Source organism: Kineococcus sp. GCM10028916, assembly GCF_042674865.1.
Classification (GTDB): Bacteria; Actinomycetota; Actinomycetes; order Actinomycetales; family Kineococcaceae; genus Kineococcus.
On record NZ_JBHTFM010000021.1, the window covers coordinates 254,489 to 275,362 of the forward strand.

The 20,874-nt window shown below is 73.0% G+C and carries 18 protein-coding genes; 13 read left to right on the forward strand and 5 right to left on the reverse strand.

Annotated elements, in window-relative coordinates; translation table 11 throughout:
* Window positions 1–89: 89 nt before the first annotated feature.
* The 3 genes from cydD to ACFQ46_RS23105 are packed head-to-tail and all read right to left on the reverse strand — an operon-like array spanning window position 90 to window position 5,885.
* Entirely contained in the window at window positions 90–3,410 is a 3,321-nt protein-coding gene (gene cydD, locus ACFQ46_RS23095) for a thiol reductant ABC exporter subunit CydD (protein ID WP_380262476.1), read from the reverse strand.
* Window positions 3,407–4,432, reverse strand: a complete 1,026-nt coding sequence (gene cydB / locus ACFQ46_RS23100) for a cytochrome d ubiquinol oxidase subunit II (protein WP_380262478.1) — start codon at window positions 4,430–4,432, stop codon at window positions 3,407–3,409. The genes cydD and cydB overlap by 4 nt, the downstream gene beginning before the upstream one ends.
* A 10-nt stretch (window positions 4,433–4,442) precedes the next feature.
* The gene (locus ACFQ46_RS23105; RefSeq protein ID WP_380262480.1) at window positions 4,443–5,885 is read right to left on the reverse strand and encodes a cytochrome ubiquinol oxidase subunit I; all 1,443 of its coding nucleotides are present in this window, start codon (window positions 5,883–5,885) and stop codon (window positions 4,443–4,445) included.
* A gap of 113 nt (window positions 5,886–5,998) precedes the next feature.
* On the opposite strand from ACFQ46_RS23105, the gene ACFQ46_RS23110 reads away from it, so the two are divergent.
* Both ACFQ46_RS23110 and ACFQ46_RS23115 read left to right on the forward strand, forming a co-directional pair.
* Entirely contained in the window at window positions 5,999–6,394 is a 396-nt protein-coding gene (locus ACFQ46_RS23110; RefSeq protein WP_380161805.1) for a BlaI/MecI/CopY family transcriptional regulator, read from the forward strand.
* Window positions 6,395–6,415: 21 nt separating this feature from the next.
* On the forward strand, window positions 6,416–7,345 hold the full coding sequence (locus tag ACFQ46_RS23115) for a M56 family metallopeptidase (RefSeq protein WP_380262482.1): 930 nt from the start codon (window positions 6,416–6,418) through the stop codon (window positions 7,343–7,345).
* A gap of 62 nt (window positions 7,346–7,407) precedes the next feature.
* Here the strand turns inward: ACFQ46_RS23115 and ACFQ46_RS23120 are convergent, their stop codons facing one another.
* Both ACFQ46_RS23120 and ACFQ46_RS23125 read right to left on the reverse strand, forming a co-directional pair.
* The gene (locus tag ACFQ46_RS23120; protein WP_380262484.1) at window positions 7,408–7,992 is read right to left on the reverse strand and encodes a hypothetical protein; all 585 of its coding nucleotides are present in this window, start codon (window positions 7,990–7,992) and stop codon (window positions 7,408–7,410) included.
* Window positions 7,989–10,154, reverse strand: a complete 2,166-nt coding sequence (locus tag ACFQ46_RS23125) for a hypothetical protein (RefSeq protein ID WP_380262486.1) — start codon at window positions 10,152–10,154, stop codon at window positions 7,989–7,991. The genes ACFQ46_RS23120 and ACFQ46_RS23125 overlap by 4 nt, the downstream gene beginning before the upstream one ends.
* Before the next feature lie 433 nt (window positions 10,155–10,587).
* Here ACFQ46_RS23125 and flgB point away from each other — a divergent pair, with 433 nt between their 5' ends.
* From flgB to ACFQ46_RS23180, 11 genes are all read left to right on the forward strand, one after another.
* Window positions 10,588–10,938 (forward strand): flagellar basal body rod protein FlgB, encoded by a 351-nt coding sequence (gene flgB / locus ACFQ46_RS23130; protein ID WP_328291727.1) that lies wholly within the window; start codon window positions 10,588–10,590, stop codon window positions 10,936–10,938.
* 49 nt (window positions 10,939–10,987) lie between these two features.
* Window positions 10,988–11,383 (forward strand): flagellar basal body rod protein FlgC, encoded by a 396-nt coding sequence (flgC, locus tag ACFQ46_RS23135; protein ID WP_380262488.1) that lies wholly within the window; start codon window positions 10,988–10,990, stop codon window positions 11,381–11,383.
* A 2-nt stretch (window positions 11,384–11,385) separates the two neighbouring features.
* A complete protein-coding gene (gene fliE / locus ACFQ46_RS23140; RefSeq protein ID WP_380161808.1) occupies window positions 11,386–11,835 on the forward strand; it encodes a flagellar hook-basal body complex protein FliE in 450 nt (149 codons plus the stop codon).
* Window positions 11,835–13,445: a flagellar basal-body MS-ring/collar protein FliF gene (gene fliF, locus ACFQ46_RS23145; protein WP_380262490.1), complete on the forward strand. Its 1,611-nt coding sequence runs from the start codon at window positions 11,835–11,837 to the stop codon at window positions 13,443–13,445. The genes fliE and fliF overlap by 1 nt, the downstream gene beginning before the upstream one ends.
* Window positions 13,446–13,448: 3 nt before the next feature.
* Window positions 13,449–14,474 carry a flagellar motor switch protein FliG gene (gene fliG, locus ACFQ46_RS23150; protein WP_380262492.1) on the forward strand — a complete coding sequence of 342 codons (1,026 nt, stop codon included), beginning with the start codon at window positions 13,449–13,451 and terminating at the stop codon, window positions 14,472–14,474.
* A complete protein-coding gene (locus ACFQ46_RS23155; RefSeq protein WP_380262494.1) occupies window positions 14,458–15,213 on the forward strand; it encodes a FliH/SctL family protein in 756 nt (251 codons plus the stop codon). The genes fliG and ACFQ46_RS23155 overlap by 17 nt, the downstream gene beginning before the upstream one ends.
* Entirely contained in the window at window positions 15,210–16,571 is a 1,362-nt protein-coding gene (locus tag ACFQ46_RS23160; RefSeq protein ID WP_380262496.1) for a FliI/YscN family ATPase, read from the forward strand. The genes ACFQ46_RS23155 and ACFQ46_RS23160 overlap by 4 nt, the downstream gene beginning before the upstream one ends.
* Window positions 16,568–17,020 (forward strand): hypothetical protein, encoded by a 453-nt coding sequence (locus ACFQ46_RS23165; RefSeq protein ID WP_328291720.1) that lies wholly within the window; start codon window positions 16,568–16,570, stop codon window positions 17,018–17,020. The genes ACFQ46_RS23160 and ACFQ46_RS23165 overlap by 4 nt, the downstream gene beginning before the upstream one ends.
* Window positions 17,017–18,093, forward strand: coding sequence for a transglycosylase SLT domain-containing protein (locus ACFQ46_RS23170; protein WP_380262498.1), 1,077 nt, complete (start codon window positions 17,017–17,019; stop codon window positions 18,091–18,093). Before ACFQ46_RS23165 ends, ACFQ46_RS23170 begins: the two co-directional genes overlap by 4 nt.
* Entirely contained in the window at window positions 18,090–19,997 is a 1,908-nt protein-coding gene (locus ACFQ46_RS23175; RefSeq protein ID WP_380262500.1) for a flagellar hook-length control protein FliK, read from the forward strand. The genes ACFQ46_RS23170 and ACFQ46_RS23175 overlap by 4 nt, the downstream gene beginning before the upstream one ends.
* Before the next feature lie 88 nt (window positions 19,998–20,085).
* The gene (locus tag ACFQ46_RS23180) at window positions 20,086–20,838 is read left to right on the forward strand and encodes a flagellar hook capping FlgD N-terminal domain-containing protein (RefSeq protein WP_380262502.1); all 753 of its coding nucleotides are present in this window, start codon (window positions 20,086–20,088) and stop codon (window positions 20,836–20,838) included.
* The last annotated feature ends 36 nt before the right edge of the window (window positions 20,839–20,874 follow it).

The following is a 20,874-nucleotide window of genomic DNA, read 5'->3' on the forward strand; positions in this document are numbered from 1 at the left end:
GGGGTTGACCCTCCGGTCAGGCTTGCGCCAGTCGGTGCGGAGCGGGGGCCAAGGTTAACCACGGATGAACCAACGGTGGACAGTTGTGACTAGACCGATCGGGTGAGGACCGGAGCCTCGACCAGCTTCCCGTCGACCAGGTCGAGCACCCGGTCGGCCCGGTCCACGCCCTCGGTGCGGTGGGCCAGCAGCAGCACGGCCTGCCCGCCCCGGGCGTTGAGGAGGTCCGCGAGCAGCCGCGCACCGGTCTCCTCGTCGAGGCCCTCGGAGGGTTCGTCGAGGACCAGGACCCGGACGTCGCCGAGCAGGGCGCGGGCCATCGCGAGCCGCCGCCGTTCCCCGCCGGACATCGGCTCCCCACCGTCGCCCAGGCGGGAGTCCAGTCCCCGGGGCAGGGCGGCGAACCACTCCTCGAGGCGGACGCGGCGCAGGGCGGCGCGCAGCGCGTCGTCGTCGGACCCGGGGGCGGCGAGCAGCAGGTTCTCGCGCAGCGACGTCGCGAAGACGTGCTCGTCGTCGCCGACGCGGCCGACGACGGAACGGACGTCGTCGCCGGTCAGCGTGCGCAGCTCGACGCCGTCCAGGGTCGCGCTCCCGGCGCGGGGGTCGAGGAAGCGCTGCAGCACCGCGGCGAGGGTGGACTTGCCCGACCCCGACGCGCCGCGGACGGCGACGACGTCACCGGCGACCAGGTCGAGGTCCACGCCGCGCAGGCAGTCCTCCTCCCAGCCGGCGACGACCCCACGCAGCCGCACGACCACCCGCTGGGGTGCACCCAACGGCTGCGGCGCCACGGGTTCGCTCGCGGCGAGGGGGGTGGCCAGCAGAGTCTCGCTGCGGCGTCGGGCCGCGCGGGCCCGCTCCCGGGCACGGGCGGCGTCGGGCAGGCCGCGGGCCGTGTCGGCGACAGTCACCCCGGCGAGGACGACCGCGGCGATCCACGCGGGGTTCCCGGCGTGGGGCAGCAGCGAGGCCGTCACGGCGAGCGCGACGACACCGGCGCCGGTTCCCAGCGCGGCCAGGGCGGCCGTCGCGGCCGCGGCGCGGGACTGCCGGGTCTCGGCTCGGGTCAGCGCGGACTGCCTGCGGCGCAGGGTGTCCAGCGGGTCGACGGCGCCGAGGGTGCGCAGGTCCTCGACCGCGTCGAGCGTCTCCACCGTCGCGGCCGCCAGGGCTCCGACGTCGGCGCGGTGGTCGTGGTCGCGGCGTTCGGCGAACCCCGCCACGGCGGGGGCGGCGAGCACCAGGACCGCCAGACCCGGCAGCGCGGCGAGCGCGAACCAGGGGTTCACCAGCGTCGCGGCGAGCAGGGCGAGGGTGAGCGCGACGAGCGTCACGGTGACCGGGTGGCGGAAGCGCAGCAGCCCGTCGACCCGGGCGTCGACGTCCTCGACGAGCTGCACGAGCAGTTCCCCGGACCGTCCGGACCGCTTGCGGGACAAGGGTCCTGGCAGGCGCGGGATGAGGGCGGCGATCACGTCGGAGCGCCAGCGCGCCAACCGGGCGAAGGCGGCGTCGTGGCTCAGCAGCCGCTCGACGTAGACCAGCAGGGGCCGCGCGGTGGCGCTGGCGCGCACGACGACGGCCGCCACCGACAACGTCAGCACGGGCGGACGGTCCGCGGCCCGGACGATGAGCCACGTCGCGGCGGCGGTCAGGGTCGCCGCGGCCAGGACGGCGGCCACGCCCGCCACCACCGCCAGCGCCCCGGCCCCCCGACGCGGTCCCCGGTCCCCGGCGGAAACACCACTTTCCGCCGTCGAGGGGGCCGTGCGGGGGGCGGAAAGTGTTGTTTCCGCGGGGACGGCGGGGACGGGACGGGTGAGGGTGGTCGTGCGGTCCGCAGCGGCGAGGAGGGCGGGGCGGTGGGCGACGACGAGGACGGTGCAGCCCTCGTCGTGGGCGAAGGAGCGCAGGGACTCCACGACCACGGCTTCGCTCACCGGGTCCAGGTGGGCGGTCGGCTCGTCGAGGACGAGGACCCGTGCACCGCACCGGACCGCGAGGAAGGTGCGGGCCAGGGCGACCCGCTGGCGCTGGCCCGCGGAGAGCCCCGCGGCGTTCTCCCCGAGCGGGGTGTCGAGGCTCAGCTCGGACGCGGCGGCGAGGTCGAGGGCGTGGCGGACGTCGTCGTCGGAGACATCACGACCAGCACGGACGGCGTCCCCGACCGTGCTCGCGTAGGGGAAGGCCGGCCGTTGGGGGAGGTGCGCGACCCCGTCGAGGGTGTGCTCGACGGTGCCCGCGTCGGGGACCAGGACACCGGCCGCGACCCGGGCCAGGGTCGTCTTGCCCGCCCCCGAGGGGCCGGCGAGGGCGTGCAGCTCACCCGGGACGGCGTCGAGGTCGACCCCGTCCAGGACGGGGGTGGAGTCGGCGCGCCGCACCGTGATCCCGCGCAGCCGGATCCCCTCGGCGGAGCCTGCGTCGGGGCCCGAACCGGGAACCGGCAGGGGCGCGGTGAGCACCTGGTCGACGTCGTCGACGACCGCGGCGGCGTCGGCGGAGTCGTGGAAGCGGGCGCCCACCTCGCGCAGCGGCCGGTAGGCCTCCGGCGCCAGCAGGATCACCAGCAGGGCGGTGTGCAGGTCGAGGGTCCCGCCGGCCAGGCGCATCCCGGCGGTCACGGCGACGAGGCCGACCGACAGCGTCCCGACGAGGTCGAGGGCGGTGGAGGAGAGGAAGGCGATGCGCAGCACCGACATCGTCGCCCGGCGGTGGGCGTCGGTGACGGCGGCGACGGCGCCGACCTGACGCTGCGCGCGGCGGTGCGCGCGCAGGGTCGGCAGTCCGCGGACGGTGTCGAGGAAGTGCGCGGCCAGCGTCCGCTGCGCCGACCACTGCCGGTCCGCGCGGGACTGGGCCGCGCGGCCCAGCAGGATCGCGAACACCGGGATCAGCGGCAGCGTCACGGCGACGGTGATCGCCGACTCCAGGTCGGAGAACGCCAGGACCACCAGCACCAGCGGCGGCAGCAGCACCCCCGGCACCAGGGCCGGGAGGTAGCGGGTGAACCAGGCGTCGAGGGCGGGCAGGCCCTGGGTCAGCACCGCGGAGAGCCGGGCCCGCCCGAACCGCTCGACCCACACGGGGCCCAGCGCCAGCGTGCGGGCCAGCACCTGCTCGCGCAGGTCGCTGCGGACGGCACTCGCCGTCCGCTGGGCCAGACGGGCTGCGGCCCAACCGGTCACGACCCGCCCGGCGACCGCGGCGACCAGCACCGCGAGGGCCTCGGAGGCCGGGGCTCCCCGCCACAGCGCCACGACGAGGTCGGTCAGGGCGAGGGCCTGGGCGAGGAGCAGTCCCGCGGAGACGGCCTCGACGACGCCGATCGCGGCGATCCCGGTCCGGGCCGGGCGGACGTGGCGGAGGAGCCGGGGGTCGACGGGGCCTCTGGATCGCGGGCTCACCGGGTCACGGGCACCCGACGCGGGCGGGACGTCGTCGAGAACCCGGTGTGGACCCGCTTGCGGAACACGACGTAGGACCAGACCTGGTAGGCGATGACCGCGGGCAGGACGATCACCCCGGCGACGGTGATGAGGTGCAGTGCCCCCTCGGAGGCCGCCGCACCCCGCAGGGTCACGTCGTTCGCGCTCGACAGCGTGCTGGGCAGGAGCACCCAGGTGGAGCCGAGGTGGGCGGTGAACACCGCCACGACGCTACCCGCGACCGCGAGCGACGTCGCCGCGAAGGCCAGCACCTCCGCGCGCCGCCAGGCGGCGACCGCGGCGACCGCCAGCAAGGCCAGCGCGCCGGCGACGGCGGCGTGCCCGGCGGCGATGAACAGGGCGAGGGCGATGACGGCCAGCGCGGGGGCGGTGGCGACGGTGAGGCGTCGGGCCCGGGCGCGCACGGGGCCGGTGGTGCGCAGGGCCAGGAACGTCGCCCCGTGCACGGTGGTCAGCAGCACGCCGGCGAACCCGCCGAGCACGGCCCAGGGCCCGAGAACGGGGGCCAGGGAGCGGCCCAGCCCGGCGCCCCGCACGTTCCCGCCGGGGTCGAGGGCGAGGCCGACGACGAGCGCGCCGAGGACCGCGCCCCACGTCGCGGCCAGCAGCAGCGAGGAGGTGGCGAGGAACGCGTCGCAGCGCAGGTGCCAGCTCGCGGTGTCGTGCTTGCCGCGGAACTCGATGGCGACACCGCGCACGGCCAGCAGCAGCAGGATCGCGATCATCGGCAGGTAGAGGCCGGAGAGGAGGGCGGCGTACCAGTCGGGGAAGGCGGCGAAGGTGACGCCGATCGCGGCGACCAGCCACACCTCGTTGCCGTCCCAGACGGGGCCGACGGTCCGGATCGCGGCGCCGCGTTCGGCGTCGGTGCGTCCCAGCAGCGGTCCGAGGAACCCGACGCCGAAGTCGAACCCCTCCAGGACGAAGAAGAGCACCCAGGCCAGGACGGCGATGCCGAACCAGATGACGGGGAGGTCCATCACTCGCTCCTCAGTAGCTCACGGCGTAGGGCTCGACCGCTTCTTCGTCCTGCGCCTGGGGCACCGGCATCGACGGGAGCCCCTTGCGCACGAGGCGGGTCACCAGCAGGGTCCAGGCCCAGGCCAGCGCGCCGTAGACGACGGTGAAGGCGACCAGGCTGGTGGCGACCTCGGCCCAGGTCAGCCCGGGGGAGACGCCGTCTGCGGTCTTGAACAACCCGAACACCAGCCACGGCTGGCGGGCGGTCTCGGTGAAGATCCAGCCGAAGGAGTTCGCGAACAGCGGCATCAGCGGCAGGACCGGCAGGGTCCAGAGGATCCCGCGGGCCAGGCGCGGGTCGGGGTTCAGGACGACCGACTTCCGGGTGACCCACAGGTGGACCAGGGCGATCATCGCGGCGGTCATCCCGACGCCGATCATCAGGCGGAAGCTCCAGAACGCCACGGGTACCCAGGGGACGTAGTCGCCCGCACCGAACTGCGCGGAGTAGGAGTCCTGCAGGTCCTTGAGGCCGAGGACCGTCGAGGAGAAGGACCCCTTGGCCAGGAAGGAGAGGAAACCGGGGACCTCGAGGGCGAAGGTCGGGCGGTCGGAGCCGAGCGGGGCGTAGGAGAAGATCGAGAACGGCGCGCCCGTCGTGGTCCGGTAGAGCCCTTCCGCCGCAGCCATCTTCATCGGCTGGACGGCGGTGATGACCTTGCCGAGGGCGTCGCCGCTGAGGGCGACCCCGGCGCCGGCGACGAGGGTGAACCAGGCGCCGAAGCGGGACAGCGTGCGGAACGCGGCGAACTCCTCGGAGGTCACGTCGTGGCCCCCGCGCAGCAGGTGCCAGACCCCGACGGCCATGACGAGCGCGCCGCCGGCCATGACGGCACCGGCGTAGGTGTGGGGGAAGGCGGCGAGGTTCAGCTCGTTGGTCAGCAGGTCCTCGAAGCTGCCGAGCCGCGCGCGGCCGGTCGTCGCGTCGATGCTGTAGGCGACGGGGTTCTGCATGAAGGAGTTCGCCGCGAGGATGACGAAGGCGGAGATGGCGGTGCCGATGGCGACGACCCAGATCGTCGCGAGGTGCACGAGCTTGGGCAGCCGGTCGCGGCCGAACCACCACAGGCCGATGAAGGTCGCCTCGAGGAAGAAGGCGAGCATCCCCTCGATGGCCAGGGTGGGCCCGAACACGTCGCCGTAGAAGCGGGCGAACGCGCTCCAGGAGAGGCCGAACTGGAACTCCTGGACCAGACCGGTCACGACGCCCACGGCGAAGGTGATCATCATGAGCTTGCCGGTCAGCAGCGAGAGCCGGCCGTAGCGGTCGCTCCCGGTCCTCGCCTCGACGCGCAGGTGCGCGGTCTGCAGGATCGCGGTGAAGAGCGCGAGGCTGATCGAGAGCGGTACGAAGAGGTAGTGGTACAGCGTCGTCACGGCGAACTGCAGACGGGTCAGCGATTCGATGCTCACGGCTGGTTCCTGGCCTTCCTACGACGTCCTGTCGTACTACGACTAACTGTAGTACTTCAACCGGTAGTACGACGGCTCGCGTTCGGCGGTGTGGTTGACGTAACATCCACCTCGTGGCCCTGGGAGAACTCGAACGCGACGTCATGGACCGGCTGTGGGCGGCCGGTACGCCCCTCACGGTCCGCGAGGTCCACGAGCAGCTCGCCGAGCACCGCAAGATCGCCTACACGACGGTCATGACCGTGCTCGACCGCCTCGCCAAGAAGCACGTCGTGCGCCAGGAGCGCGAGGGTCGCGCCTTCCGCTACACCCCCGCCGCCACCCGCGAGCAGATGGTCGCCGACCTCATGCTCGACGCCCTCGGGGGAGTGCCCTCCGTCGACGACCGCCAGGCCGCGCTCGTCCACTTCATCGGCGGCGTCTCGCCCGCCGAGGCCGCCGCGCTGCGCGAGGCCCTGGACGCGATGGCGGGGACCGACCAGTCCGGGGACGCGACCACCACCGCCTAGGCGACCCCGTAGGTTCGTGGCGTGACCGCCGTCTGGTTCGCAGCGCTGGCGCTGCTCCTGGCGGGTCCGGCGCCGGCGCTGCTGGCCCGTGCCCGCTGGACCTGGCAGGTGCCCCGGGCCGCCCTGGTGCTGTGGCAGGCGATCGCCCTCGGCGCCGTCCTCGCCACCCTCGGCGCCGGCCTCGCCTCGCTCTCGCTGCTCTTCACCGAGGAGCCCGGCTTCCCCTTCCTCGAGCGCCACGGCCCCGTCCAGACGACCCTCATCGGACTCACCTCCACGCTCGTGGCCATCGTCACCGTGCGGTTCTGGGTCGTCGCGACCCTCGTGGGCATCCGCACCCGACGGCGCCGCAACCGCCACCGTGACATGGTGGACCTGTTGCACCGCAAGGAGTCCACCGGCGAGATCGACGCCGCCCTGCTCTCCCAGGCCGGGGTGCGGGTGCTCACCGGACCCGGCCGCGTCGCCTACTGCGTCCCCGGGGTGCGCTCCCGCGTCGTCGTCTCCGACGCCATGCTGAACTGCCTCACTCCGGAGGAGGTGCGCGCGGTCCTGGCCCACGAACGGGCCCACCTGCGCGCCCGCCACGACCTCGTCCTCGAGGGCTTCACCGCCCTGCACGCCGCGTTCCCGCGCTTCGTCTCCAGCCAGGCCGCGCTCGACTCCGTGCGACTGCTCGTGGAGATGCTCGCCGACGACTCCGCCCGCCGCCACACCGGGTCGCTGCCCCTGGCCCGCGCGCTGGTGGCGCTCGCGGGCCAGCCGGACGGGGCCTCGGAGATGCCGCTCGGCTCGGCCGCGCTGGCCCGGGTGCGGCGACTCGCCGCCCGGCCCGCGACCCGCGGACTCTCGCTGGCGACCTACGTCGTCGCGGCGCTCGTGCTCGGCGGCCCCACGCTGGCCGTCGCCGTGCCCTGGTTGCTGACCAGCTACCGCGCCCTCACCCACTGACGCCGAAAAGCCGTGATCATGCAGGGATTCCCTGCATGATCACGGCTTCTCGGTTCAGCGGGTCACTGCTGGATGAGGTAGAGCTCCAGCTGGACGACCCCGGCCTGGGGAGCGTCGGCGTTCACGGCCCGCCAGAAGTCGCGCTTGCCCGATCCGGTGAACACGTTCGGGGCGGCGACGTCGAGCTGGGCGTTGACCCGGCGGGCCAGCGCGGTGCCCGCACCGGGGGTGCCGGCGGTGCCGAAGGTGAGCACGAACGCGGCGCGGCGTCCCTGGGCGGCGAGGTCGCCGACGGCCCCGGCCACCGAGGCGCGGATCGCCTCGTCGTCGGCCCCGCCGACGTTGACGTCCAGCACCACGGGGGCCTGGGCGACGCCGGCCGGCATCGTGGGCACGTCCACCGGGAGCGGTGCGGCGGTCACGGTGACCGTGGGGACCGGCGTGGGCACCGCGGTCGGGGTGGCGGTGGGTGCCACCGTGGCCGCGACGGCCGTGGCCTCCCCGACCCCGGCGTGCACGGCACCTCCGGCGGCGAGACCGATGATCGTGAGGGCCAGGAGGGCGTCGGCGAACACCCAGCCCGCGAGGCCGATGGCGGCGTTCTCCTTGTTCCGCGGGCGCAGCGCGCCGCGGCCGTGGCGCCTCACTGGCCGGCCCGGGAGTAGCGGCGGGCCGCGAGGGCCTGCAGCGTGCGGGGCGCGACCGCCACGAACTGCTCCTCGACCTCGGGCTCGGCCGCCCGGACCGGGCGGCGCTCCTCGACCCGCGGCTCGACCCGGGGCTGGGGTGCGCGCTCGACGCGCGGCTCGGGACGGGGTTCCTGACGCGGTTCCTGACGGGGTTCCGGACGGGGTTCCTGACGCACGACCGGACGGTGCGCCTGCACCGGGCGACGCTCGGGAGCGGGCTGCACCGGGGGCTGCATGGGGGTGTGCTGGCGCTGCTGACGGGCGGTCGCGGAGGCGATCCGCTCGGGCAGGGCCTCGACCTGGTCGGAGAGGCGGTCCATCACCTGGTCGACGACGGTCCCGAGACCCGACCCGAGGGTCTGGGTCAGGTCGTGGGTCAGCTGACGGCTGGCGTCGCGGTAGGCGCGGTTGACCTGACGGACGTGGTCGTCCTGGGCCATCGCGAGGGTCTCGGTGACGGCGCCGGAGACGTCGTCGCGCAGGGTCGCACCGATGCTGCGCAGGGCCCGGCCCGTCGCGTCGGCGTGCTCGTGCTGCACCTTCTCCATCCAGCGCGGGACCGAGCGCATGTCGTGCGCGGCCTCCACGAGGCGGTTCTCGATCCCGCGCCAGGAGTCCAGGACCTCGTTCTGGGTGGTGAGCAGGTCCGCGAGTCGCTCCTCGTGACGCACCCGGCGGTCGGCGGACTCGGCCGCGGTGGCCAGCACGTGGCTCGCGGTGGAGAGCGCGGACTCCGCGGCGGAGGAGGTGCGCTCGACGTCGCGACGCAGCGTCTCCATCGTCTGCGCGGCGTGCTCGGCGGAGGCCGAGACGTGCTCGCTGAACGCCTCGCCGGTCATCCGGGTGACCTTCTCGACGCTCTCCACGACCGCGAGGTGCATCGTCTCCACCGATTCCTTCGCCGTGCTCGAGAGCGCGGCGACGTGGCCGGTGACCTTCTCGCCGAAGTCGGCGCTGTGCCGGGTCATCGCGGAGGCGGAGGTGGCCAGCTCGGCCATCGACTCCCGGGTGGCGCTGGAGAGCAGCTCGACGGAGGCGCTGACGCCCTCGACGGCGGAGAGGACGCGGTCACGTCCCTGCAGGCCCTCGCGCAGCGCCTCGGCGGTGCCCTCCCGGACCTGGCTGAGGTGGTGGACCAGCGTCTGCGTCGACTCCGCCAGCGTGCGGGTGTGCTGCTCGCGATCCGCTGCGATCAGTTCGCCGTGACTGCTGACCGCCGCGGTGACGGCGCCCTGCAGTTCCAGCGCGGCGCGGGCCACGTCGGCGCCGCCGGTGTTCGCGGCGTTCGCGGCGACGATGGCGGTCTCGCTGGAGGTGCGGACGGTCGCGACGAGGGCGGAGGTGTCGGCGTGCAGGCGGATCGTCTCCGCCACGAGGCGACCCAGCTCCGTCAGCCCGCGTTCGAAGTGCGCGCCGAGCTGTTCGGCGGCGTTGGCGCGGTGCGGGGCGAGGGCCACCGTGGCGCGTGCGGCGAAACCGCGCAGGAGTTGACGGTGGGACTCGTCCGCGCTCGCGGCCTGGACCTCGTCGGTGCGCTGACGGCGGTCGGTGGCGACGCTGATCGCGATGGCGCCGGCGATCAGCAGGACGGCCATCTCCGCGACGCGGTCCAGGGAGAAGAACGTGCGCCCGCCGAAACCGTCGAGCCACAGCTGCAGGAACGACTCCCCGTCGGCGGCCTCACCGTCGGCGCTCATCCCGCCGTAGGCGCGGCCGGCGAAGAGCAGACCGACCCAGGTCACCATGACCGGGGCGAAGACGAGGATGGTGCGCAGCGAACCGGAGCGCAGGACGCTGCGGCGCTGGTCCAGCGGGGCGACGGCGGCGTCGACGTCGAGGACCTCGAAGAGGTCCGCGTCGGCCCAGCGGCCGAGGTGTCCGTCACCTCCCGTGGCGGCGGTGCGCAGGGCCGTGCTCAGCGAGGCGAGAGCGGTCGCGCGGTGCTGCGCGGGTTCGGCGGCGGCGAGCCCGTCCGCCTCGACGGCGAGCCCACCGAGTTCGGGGTCGCTGAAACGTTGCTCGCCCGCCTCGGCCTGCGCTGCAGGGGAACGCTCGATCGAGTCGTAGCCCTCCGCAGGGGCGGCGGTTCCCGCTGGAGTGCTCTCGTCCGCTGTGGTCATGGCCACTGCCTCGGCGGGAGTCGGCGCGGACTTGAGCCGCTGGATCGGCCGATCGGGTGACACCCGTCCGGTCGCACCGTGAGTGGGCGGTGAACCTCCCGCCCGACCGGGTCCCCCTGCTCGGCTGCGCCCGAACCGGTGACGACGGGTACGAGAAGGAGCACCCGGCAGGGTGTCCCGGTCACTCAGGGTGCCGGCCCGTCCGTGTCAGCCGCCGAACGGGTGAACGGGGCGATCCCGTTCGGCGGAGCCACTGGTGATCGGTGGCGAAACGCACCGGTTGGGCACTCGTCCGGGCTCAAGACCCCGCCTGGATGGGCCGAAGGAGTGTGCAGGCCCCGGGGACCGCAACGGTCCCTCAGGGAGCACCCGAACACCTCGCACAACACCTCGCAAACGCAAGAGCCAGCAATCACCTACGGAGGGTGGCCTCGTGTCCGATCTCACCAGCGTCGCGCTGCACACAGCGTTGAACGGTCTGCAGGCGCGGCAGCGGGCCATCGCCGACAACATCGCCAACATCAACACGCCGAAGTACCTGGCGAACAAGGTGTCCTTCGAGAGCGAGCTGCAGAGCGCGGTCGCCAGCGGCGACGCGTCCTCGGCGCAGAGCTCGGGCATCGTCACGCAGAAGTCCCTGGAGCCGACTCGTGAGGACGGCAACAACGTCAACCTCGACGAGGAGACGATCTCCAACATCTCCACGAACCTCAGCTACCAGACGGTGCTCTCGGCACTGAACTCCAAGTACTCGCTGCTGCGCACCGCGATGAGCAGCCAATGACGGGGAACACCCCCTGACCCCCGTCCCCTGACATCCGGAGCGAAACCCCATGAGCATCTTCGACGCGATCGGCATCGCCGGCACCGGCGTCACCGTCAACCGCAAGTGGATGGACGCCGTCAGCGACAACCTGGCGAACATCAACACCGCGACCAGGACGTCCGACCCCGCCTACGAGGCCAAGTACGTCGTCGCCACCGAGGCCGCGGACGGCAAGGGCACCCAGGTCGCCGGCATCGTCACCGGCAGCGCCGCGGGACGGATGGAGTACGACCCGACCAACCCCCTCGCCGACGCCCAGGGGTACGTGAAGTACCCCGACATCGACATGAGCTCGCAGATGACGAGCCTGATGATGGCCCAGCGCGCCTACCAGGCGAACCTGCAGACCATCACGACGGCCAAGGAGGCCTACACGGCCGCCCTGCAACTCGGGAAGGGCTGACCGTGAGCATCGAATCGATCGGCGCGATCGGGTCCTCCACCGACATCGCCGGCACCCTGGGAACCCTCGCCACCGGCTACGGCCAGGGGATCGCCGACACCGACAACGCGCAGATGACCTCCTCGATCGGGGGCGGCACCGGGACCAGCTACACCGGCTCGGTCACCGGAACCCCCTCCGCCCTCGGGATCAGCGGCGTGGGCACCGACACCTCCGTCGACGGGACCTCGGGAACCGACTTCGCGTCCCTCCTCTCCGGCGGCATCGACAAGCTGCAGGGCCTGCAGTCCACGTCGGACGACCTGGCGGTGAAGGCCGCCACCGGTGACCTCACCAACGTCCACGACTACATGATCGCCAGCAACGAGGCCCAGCTGGCCACCCAGCTCACCGTCGCCATCCGCAACAAGGCAGTCGATGCCTTCAACGAGATCATGAGGATGCAGGTCTGATGGCCAAGGCCAAGGGAAGCGCGGCGATCGTCGAGAACGCCCAGAACTTCGTCTCCGGATTCCGGACCTTCTCGACCGGCCAGAAGGCCGTCGTCATCGCGGTGATCGCCGCACTCATCGGGGGAGCGGTCTTCTTCTCCCGCTGGGCCTCCACGCCCTCCTACACGCCGATGTTCTCGAACCTCTCGGGGACCGACGCGAGCGCCATCGTCGACAAGCTCACCGCCGACGGGGTGAAGTACCAGCTCAGCGACAACGGCGCGACGATCGCCGTCCCCGCCGACGTCGTCGACAGCGAGCGCCTGGCGATGGCCGGTGCGGGGTTGCCCGCCGAGACCGACTCCAGCTCCGGTTCCTCCCTGCTCTCCCAGCAGGGCGTCACCGCCTCGGAGTTCGTCCAGCAGCAGGCCTACCAGCAGGACCTGAAGAAGACGCTGGAGAAGACCATCGGCTCCATCGACGGCATCGACTCCGCCGTGGTGAACCTGGCCATCCCGCCGAAGGACGTGTTCCTCGACGAGCAGGACCCGGTGACCGCCTCGGTCCTGGTCAAGCTGCGCGCAGGCAAGACGCTGTCCAACGACAACGTCACCTCGATCGTCAACCTGGTCGCCGGTGGCGTCCCGGGCATGGACGTGAAGAACGTCTCCGTGGTCGACGACAAGGGCAACACCCTCTCCACCGACGGCACCGGCTCCAGCGCGCAGAACGAGAAGACCAGCGACTACAACAGCGCCGCGACGGCCAAGCTGCAGAGCTACCTCGAAGGCATCTACGGCGCCGGCAACGTCAAGGCCAACGTCAACGCGACGCTGAACTACGACGACAAGACCGAGACCTCGCGCACGTACTCCCAGACGCCGGGCATCAGCCCCTCGGCGTCGACGAAGGCCACGGAGAAGGTCACCGGTACCAGCGGCAGCGCCGCCACCGGGGTCCTCGGCCCCGACAACATCGCCGTGCCCTCCGCGGCGGCCGGTCAGGGCGGCACCTACGACAAGGGCAGCGACACCAGCAACCTCCCGACCAACCAGCTCGACACCATCACCAAGCAGGCGCCCGGCAAGCTGGAGAAGCAGACGGTCTCGGTCGTCGTCAACGCCGGCGCGAAGGGTGTCGCCGGCGCCGCCGACGTCAACCAGATCACCCAGATCGTCAACCAGGCGGCGGGGATCGACGCCACCCGCGGCGACAGCGTCTCGGTCGTCAAGACGGCCTTCGACGACTCCGCCGCCACCGACGCCCAGGCCCAGCTGGCCGAGGCGGAGAAGGCCGACCAGCAGAACGCCTACATCGGCTACGCCAAGACCGCCGCCCTCGGGCTCCTGGTCCTGATCATGCTGATCGTGATCCTGGTGGCCTTCCGCCGCCGCAAGGTGGAGACGGTGGACGTCCTGGACGTCGACCCCCTCCAGCTCGGTGACATCACCGGAGAGCTCAAGGAAATCGCGCCGGCTGTCGAAAGGCCGGTGGCGCTCGAAGCAGCACCGGTGGACCCGGCCCTGGAGGCCGCGGCCGCCCGCCGCACCGAGGTCGTCGAACTCGTCTCCCGCCAGCCCGAGGAAGTCGCGGAACTGCTCCGCGGCTGGCTCGCCGATCGGAGGTCCTGACCCGTGTCGTCCACCGAGCTCGAGGTCGCCCCCATGTCCGGGGCACAGAAGGCCGCCGTCCTGCTCCTGCAGGTCGGACAGGACAACGCCGCCAAGGTGCTGTCCCACCTGCGACCCGCTGAGATCGAAGAACTCACCGCGGAGATCCTCCGGCTCCGCGCGGTCTCCCCGGAGATCGCCGGCATCGTCCTGGAGGAGTTCCACGGGATGATCTCCTCGCCGCTGCGCGGCGGGCTCGGTGGCCTCGACTTCGCCCAGTCCCTCCTCGAGGGCGCCCTGGGTGCGGAAGGGGCCGCGGAGGTCCTCGGCCGCGTCGCCGAGGCGGCCGTGGTGCAGCCCTTCCAGTTCCTGCACCAGGCCGACCCGCAGCAGATCCTCACCTTCCTCACCGGTGAGCACCCCCAGACCATCGCCCTGGTCGTGGCGCACCTGCGCCCCGACCAGGCCTCGATGATCCTCGGCGGGCTGAGCGCGGACATGCAGGCCGACATCGCGCTGCGCATCGCCACCATGGAGGCGACCAGCTCCGAGTACGTCCGCCTCGTCGAGGACGTCGTCCAGCGCCGCACCTCCACCGTGCTGCAGGCGAAGACGAACTCCGCCGTCGGCGGCGTCCAGCCCCTGGTCGACATCATCAACCGCGCCGACCGCGGCACCGAACGCTCGATCCTGGAAGGCCTGGCGACCAAGAACTCCGCCCTGGCCGAGGAGATCCGCGCGCTCATGTTCGTCTTCGAGGACATCACGACCCTCGACGACCGCGCCATCCAGCTCGTGCTGCGCGGCGTCGAGACCGCCGACCTCGCCACGGCGCTCAAGGGCGTCACCGAGACCGTCCGGGACAAGATCCTCAAGAACGTCTCCGAACGTGCCCGGGAGAACCTCATCGACGAGATCGAGCTCATGGGCCCGGTCCGCATGTCCGCGGTCGAGGAGTCCCAGCAGAAGGTCGTCGCGATCATCCGCCAGCTCGAGGAGTCGGGTCAGATCGTGCTGACGCGCGGTGGTGACGATGACTTCGTCGCGTAACACCTTCCAGGTCGCGAACACCACCCCCACGACCACCCGCGAACCGCGGGTGTTCGTGGCGGCCCCGGCCGCCGCCCCCGGGTTCGAGCGCGCCTTCACCGGCCTCGACCTGGGCGACCGCGAGGACAGCGACACCGCCCGCCAGGTCCGCGAACAGGCCCGCACCCAGGGCTACGCGGCCGGCTGGGCCGCGGGCATGCGCCAGGCGGCGGAGAAGGCCGCCGCCGAGCTCGACGCCCAGCGTGAGGCCGCCCACGCGGCGGCCCGCGCGGAACGCGAGGAACGCCGCGCGTCCCGCAACCGGGCCGAGGAGGCGCTCTTCGCGGCCGGGGAGGCGTTGCGGGCCGAACGGGAACCCTCCATCGGGGCGCTTGCCGACACCGTCCTCGAGCTCGCCCTGGAGCTCGCGGGGGCCGTCCTGGACCGGGAGGTCAGCGCCATGGACTCCCCGGTCCAGGAGGCCGTCCTGCGGTCGCTGCGGCCGCTGGAGGGCGAGAAACCCGTCACCGTGCGCGTCAACCCCGCCGACTTGAGCGCCCTGATGGGTGACAGCCTCAAGGGTCGCCACGCTCTGGCCGATGCAGACCTCGTGAGCTACCAGTCAGACCCCACCGTCCAACCGGGTGACGCCGTCGCGCGCCAGGGTGACACCGAGGTGGACGCCGGCCTGCGAGCCAGCGTCTCCCGGGCCCTGGCCGCACTCGTGGGTGACGAAGGGCCTGCCGGAGTCCTGGCATGACCGCCTCCCTGGTGTCGGACCGCCTCGCGGCCGGCGTGCGCGAGATCCTCGCGCCGCAGGTCGCGCGGGCCGTCAGCGCCGCCGCCCCGGAGATCCGCGGCCGGGTCTCGGCCATCGTCGGGCTCTCCGTCGAGGTCGCCGGTCTGGAAGCCGCCGTCGGCGAGACCATCCGCCTCGGTGACGCCACGCACTCCATCCCCGCCGAAGTGGTCGCCGCGGAGGGCGGGAAGCTCCGCTGCCTGCCGCTGGGCCACCTCACCGGCCTCGCCGCCGGTGCCCCCGCCACCGCCACCCGCCGCCCCTCCGACGTCCCCGTCGGCGCGGCCCTGCTCGGTCGCGTCGTCGACGCGCTCGGCAACCCCCTCGACGGCGGCCCGCCGCTGCACGCCGCGCCCCGCGCACCGCTGCACGCCACCCCGCCGCCGGCCATGACCCGCGGCCGCGTCGACGCACCCCTGTCCCTGGGGGTGCGCGCCCTCGACACCCTCGTGCCTGCCGGTCGCGGTCAGCGCTTCGGCATCTTCGCCGGTTCCGGCGTCGGCAAGTCCTCGCTGCTCTCGATGATCGCCCGCGGCACCTCCGCGGACGTCTCCGTCCTGGCGCTGGTCGGTGAACGTGGCCGAGAGGTCCGCGAGTTCCTCGAGGACGACCTCGGCCCCGAAGGCCTCGCCCGCTCCGTCGTCGTCATCGCCACCTCCGACGAGGCCCCCGTGCTGCGCCTGCGCGCCGCCCTCACCGCGACCGCGGTCTCGGAGTCGTTCCGCGACATGGGCGCCGACTGCGTCCTCATGATGGACTCCCTCACCCGCGTCGCCATGGCCCAGCGGGAGATCGGCCTCTCCGTCGGCGAACCGCCCGCGACCCGGGGCTACCCGCCCAGCGTCTTCGCCCTCATGCCGCGCCTGCTGGAACGCGCCGGCCCCGGCGTGACCGGGTCCATCACCGGGATCTACACCGTCCTGGTCGACGGCGACGACCACAACGAACCCATCGCCGACAGCGCCCGGTCCATCCTCGACGGTCACGTCGTGCTGGACCGCCGGCTCGCGACGGCCGGTCACTTCCCGACCATCGACGTCCTCGAGTCGGTGTCCCGCGTGGCCGGCCGCGTCACCACCCCCGAGCAGAAGGCCGCCGCGACGGCCCTGCGCCGGGTGCTGGCCGCCCACCGCGACGCCAAGGAACTCATCGACGTCGGCGCCTACCAGCCCGGCGCGAACCCCGAGGTCGACGCGGCGGTGGCCCAGCTGCCCGCGATCAACGCGTTCCTGCGCCAGGACATCCACGACATCACCCCCGCCCCCCAGGCGTGGGCGCAGCTGCAGCAACTCGTCTCGACCTTCGGAGGACTGCAGTGAGTGCCACCAAGGCGATCATGGCGCTGCTCAAGCTGCGCAAGGTGCAGCAGGAACAGATCAAGATCGACGTGGCCGCCGCCAACGCCGTGCTGCGCAACGAGCAGAAGCGAGCCGCCCGCGTCCGCCACGAACTCGGCGAGGCCCACCTCTCCGACGAGACGATGGCCGCCTGGACCGCCGCCGTCGCCCGCCGCGCCGCCCTCGTCTCCGACCTCGACAACACCCGGGCCCTCGTCGCCCGCGCCGAGATCGACCTGGGGGAGAAGCAGGCCGCGTGGGCCCGCGCCCGCCGCGCCGAACGGTCCCTGGAACGCATCGTCGAACGCCACGAGATCGCCCAGGAACAGGCCGCGCTGCACGCCGACCAGAAGTCCCTCGACGACCGCACCGTCGCCGAGTTCGCCGCGAAGGCACGTCGCCGCGCCGCCCGGGAAGGGGATTCCGAATGAGCGTCGCCGAGATCCAGGCCCGCATCTCCGACATCGAGGCCCGCATCGCGCAGTTCTCCGGAACCGTTGCCGTGCAGGCCACCAAGGCCGCGTCGTCGGTCTCCTCCACCGCCTCCTCCGCCTCGTCCTCGGTGTCGTCCGACTTCGCCGACCTGCTCTCCACCTCCGGCTCACGCGCCTCGGGCGTCGTCAGCCGCGGACTGCGCACCCTCAGCTCCGGCGACACGGGGGAGAAGCTCCTCGCCGCGGCCAAGCAGTACACCGGCACCGCCTACAAGTGGGGCGGCACCACGCCCTCCGGGTTCGACTGCTCCGGCCTGATCCAGTACGCCGCCCAGCAGATCGGCGTCAACCTGCCGCGCACCGCGGCCCAGCAGGCCACCGTCGGCACCGAGGTGCCCTCGCTGGCCGCAGCCAAGCCGGGCGACCTCGTCGTCCTCGAGAACGGCCACCACATCGGGATCTACGTCGGCGACGGCAAGATGCTGCACGCGCCGAAGACGGGTGACGTCGTGAAGATCTCCAAGGTCTGGGAGACCCCCATGACCATCCGCCGCCTCGGGACGACCGCCGCCACCACCGCGGCCGGGATCGGCGTCGCCGCCGCCACGCTGCTCTCCGGCGTGGCCACCCCCGACACCTCCAGCTACGTGCGCCCCGCCTCGCTCTCGAGCTCGTCGTCGACCGCGTCGAAGTCCGCCCCGTACGAAGCCGCCTTCACCGCGGCGGAAGCGAAGTACGGCCTGCCCAGCGGGCTGCTCAAGGCGGTCGCCAAGCAGGAGTCCGGGTTCAACGCCAACGCCAGGAGCGGTGCCGGAGCAACGGGTCTCATGCAGTTCATGCCCGCCACGGCCAAGAGCTTCGGCATCGACCCGAAGGACCCGTTCGCCTCCATCGACGCGGCCGGGAAGTACCTCGGGCAGAACCTCACGAAGTTCGGCTCCGTGTCGCTGGCGCTCGCCGCCTACAACGCCGGCCCGGGCAACGTCAGCAAGTACGGCGGCATCCCGCCGTTCACGGAGACCCAGAACTACGTCAAGAAGATCACCGCCGACCTCGGGAGTGCCGCGTGAGCAACAACCTGTCCGTGACGACACTGCCCTTCCCGACCGGCGCGCCGCGCGAACCCTCCCGTTCGTCCTCGTCGGACTCCAGCTTCGCGGACTCCTTCGGGCAGGCCGTGCAGGACCTGCGCACCACCGCCCGTGACCAGCGGGACGCCCGTGACTCCCGGGACGCCCGGGACGACTACGCGCGGACCTCCCCCGAGCGCACCTCGACCGGCGAGGACACCCGCACCGACCGCCCCGCCGACGACCGCATCACCAAGGGGTCCGAGCGCACCGAACGCCCCGAGCGTCCGGAACCCGGACACAAGAACCCCGCGAAGACGGGCAAGAAGGACGCCGCCACGGGGGAACGCCCCGAGGCCACCGACGAGGCCACGGACGCGACCGAGGACGCGAGCGCGGACACCGACCAGGTCACCGTCCCGACCATCCCCGTCGACCCGTCCCTGCTGGGTCTGCCCGCCGCCTTGCGCGCCGTGCTCACCCCCAGGACCGAGGCGACGACCCAGCCCGCCACCCAGGCCACCGTCACCGCCACCGACGGGGCCACCGCGCAGCCCGTGCCCGCCGCGACACCCGTCGTCGCCCTCGTTGTGGGGGAGACCACCCCCACCTCAGCGCAGCTCCCGACGTCGACCCCGTCGGTCACCACGGCTCCGGCTCCTGTCGCCGTCCCCACCACCCCCGTCGCCGCCCAGGCCGTGCCGGCTCAGACCGCCACCCCCGTCGCGGTGCCCGTCCCCACGCAGGCCGCAGCCGCCGCCCCCGCCACCCCGGGCGACGCGGCGCTCACCGCTGCCACCGTCACCTCGACGTCCGCGGCGCCGGTGACCCCGCCCGTGGTGCCCGCTCCCGTGCAGACCGCCGTCACCGGGTTGCCGCAGAACGTCGTGAAGAACGCCGTGCTGACCGACCAGCCCACCGCGCAGAACGCCGGCCAGGCGATCACCTCCATTGCGACGCAGCCGCTTGCAGCCGCCACCGCGGTGGCGCAGACCCTCCCGGCCGTCGCCACCGCTGGTACCGCGAAACCCGTCGCGACCGACGCTCCGGCGCCGACCGCCCCGACCTCCGGGGCGCCCGCCGTGGCCGTCCCGACCGTCGCCACCGGCCAGTCGGGCGCCGACACCAGCGGTCAGCCCGGCCAGCAGCAGGGTCAGACCGGGCAGCAGCAGCCCGCCCCCCAGGTCGTCGCGTCGGCACCGCGCGCCGCCGCGGGAGAGGCACCCGTGCCGCAGCCCGTCGTGATGGCCGCGAGCCCGACCGTCGCCCAGCCGATCGCCGCTCCGGTGACCGCCGCTGCGGCGAGGCCGCTCCCGCAGGCCGTCGACCCGAGCGCCACCGCGGTGGCGACGGCCGTCCCGACGCCCACCGGCACCGCGGCCACCGCCGCCCCGACGGTCGCCGCGGCCTCGACCCCACCCGTCCCGCTGCCGCTGACCAACCCGGCCGCGTTCGCGCACGGGGTGGCCGGCCGCCTCGAGGACCTCCCCGAGGCCGACGCCGTGCACAAGATGACCGTCGAGGTCAGCCCGGAGGGCCTGGGGCCGGTGAAGATCACCGCCGAGGTCAGCGGGGGAGCGCTGCACGTCTCCCTCGCCGGTGCCTCCGAGGCCGCCCGCCACGCCCTGAAGGCCGCCGTCGGTGACCTGCAGCGGGAACTGTCGGGCTCCGGGTTCACCCAGACCACCGTCGACGTCAGCACCGGCTCCGGTTCGCCGCAGGGCCGTTCCGCCGACGCGCAGTTCGGTGCGGGACAGCAGGGTTCCTCCAGCGGGCAGCAGGGGCAGCAGTCCGGGTCCGGCCGCTCCTCGGGTGGGTCCCTGTTCGCCGCGGCCGCCGACGAACGTCGTGCGGCCCGTACCGCCGCCGCGGCCGCCGACGGGCGCCTCGACCTCAGCATCTGAAGCGTTCAGCGCGGGATTCACCTGCCAGGACGCTGTGGATCCCTCACCTGGGTTAAAGGACGTCACCCGTTCGACCGAAGGAGTAGGCATGACCATCGACGCGGCAAGCGGTTCCAACGCCTACACGTCCCTGATCGCCAACTCCGACGCGATGACGGCGGCCGCGGCGAACAAGAACGCGAAGGCCACGGACACCTCCGCTGTGGCGAAGGCGAAGACCAAGGACGACAAGGACATGTTCCTCAAGCTCCTCGTCGCCCAGCTCCGCTACCAGGACCCGTCGAAGCCGGCGGACACCACGGCCTTCATGGCCCAGACCGCCCAGTTCTCGGCGCTGGAAGCCATGCAGGACGTCGCGACCCAGTCCAGCACGATGGTCGCGGCGCAGAACAAGCTGCAGGCCAGCACCATGGTCGGGCAGACGGTGTCCTACACCGCCCCGGACGGCACGCTGAAGAGCGGTGAGGTCAAGTCGGTCTCGTTCACGCAGGGTTCGGTCGGCGGCACCAACGGCGAACCGGTCCTCAACGTGGACGGGACCAACGTCGTCCTCTCCAAGGTCTCGGGCATCGGTGAGGCAGCGGCCATGGCCGCTGCTGCCGCTGCGGCGGCCAAGGCGGCGGCGGACGCGAAGGCAGCGGCCGACGCCAAAGCCGCAGAGGGTTCGGCCACCACGACCCCGCCCACCACGAGCCCGACCGCCCCGAGCACCACCGCGACTCCGCCCACGTCGACCCCGGTCACCGGATCGACTTCGAGCCCCACGACGGGGAACACCCCCGTGTCCGGCTCCACCGGGAGCACCCCGTCGGGCTCGTCGAGCCCGACGACCCCTGCCTGACCCGCTCCCACTCGTCCCACCACAGTTCCCCGTCAG

What these genes read in the sequence shown, in the direction of transcription:
- ACFQ46_RS23180 (WP_380262502.1), top strand. Translation starts at nt 20,086, where the DNA reads ATGACCATCGACGCGGCAAGCGGTTCCAACGCCTACACGTCCCTGATC.
- flgC (WP_380262488.1), top strand. Translation starts at nt 10,988, where the DNA reads ATGAGCATCTTCGACGCGATCGGCATCGCCGGCACCGGCGTCACCGTC.
- cydB (WP_380262478.1), bottom strand. Translation starts at nt 4,432, where the DNA reads ATGGACCTCCCCGTCATCTGGTTCGGCATCGCCGTCCTGGCCTGGGTG.
- ACFQ46_RS23170 (WP_380262498.1), top strand. Translation starts at nt 17,017, where the DNA reads ATGAGCGTCGCCGAGATCCAGGCCCGCATCTCCGACATCGAGGCCCGC.
- fliF (WP_380262490.1), top strand. Translation starts at nt 11,835, where the DNA reads ATGGCCAAGGCCAAGGGAAGCGCGGCGATCGTCGAGAACGCCCAGAAC.
- ACFQ46_RS23125 (WP_380262486.1), bottom strand. Translation starts at nt 10,154, where the DNA reads ATGACCACAGCGGACGAGAGCACTCCAGCGGGAACCGCCGCCCCTGCG.
- ACFQ46_RS23155 (WP_380262494.1), top strand. Translation starts at nt 14,458, where the DNA reads ATGACTTCGTCGCGTAACACCTTCCAGGTCGCGAACACCACCCCCACG.
- ACFQ46_RS23160 (WP_380262496.1), top strand. Translation starts at nt 15,210, where the DNA reads ATGACCGCCTCCCTGGTGTCGGACCGCCTCGCGGCCGGCGTGCGCGAG.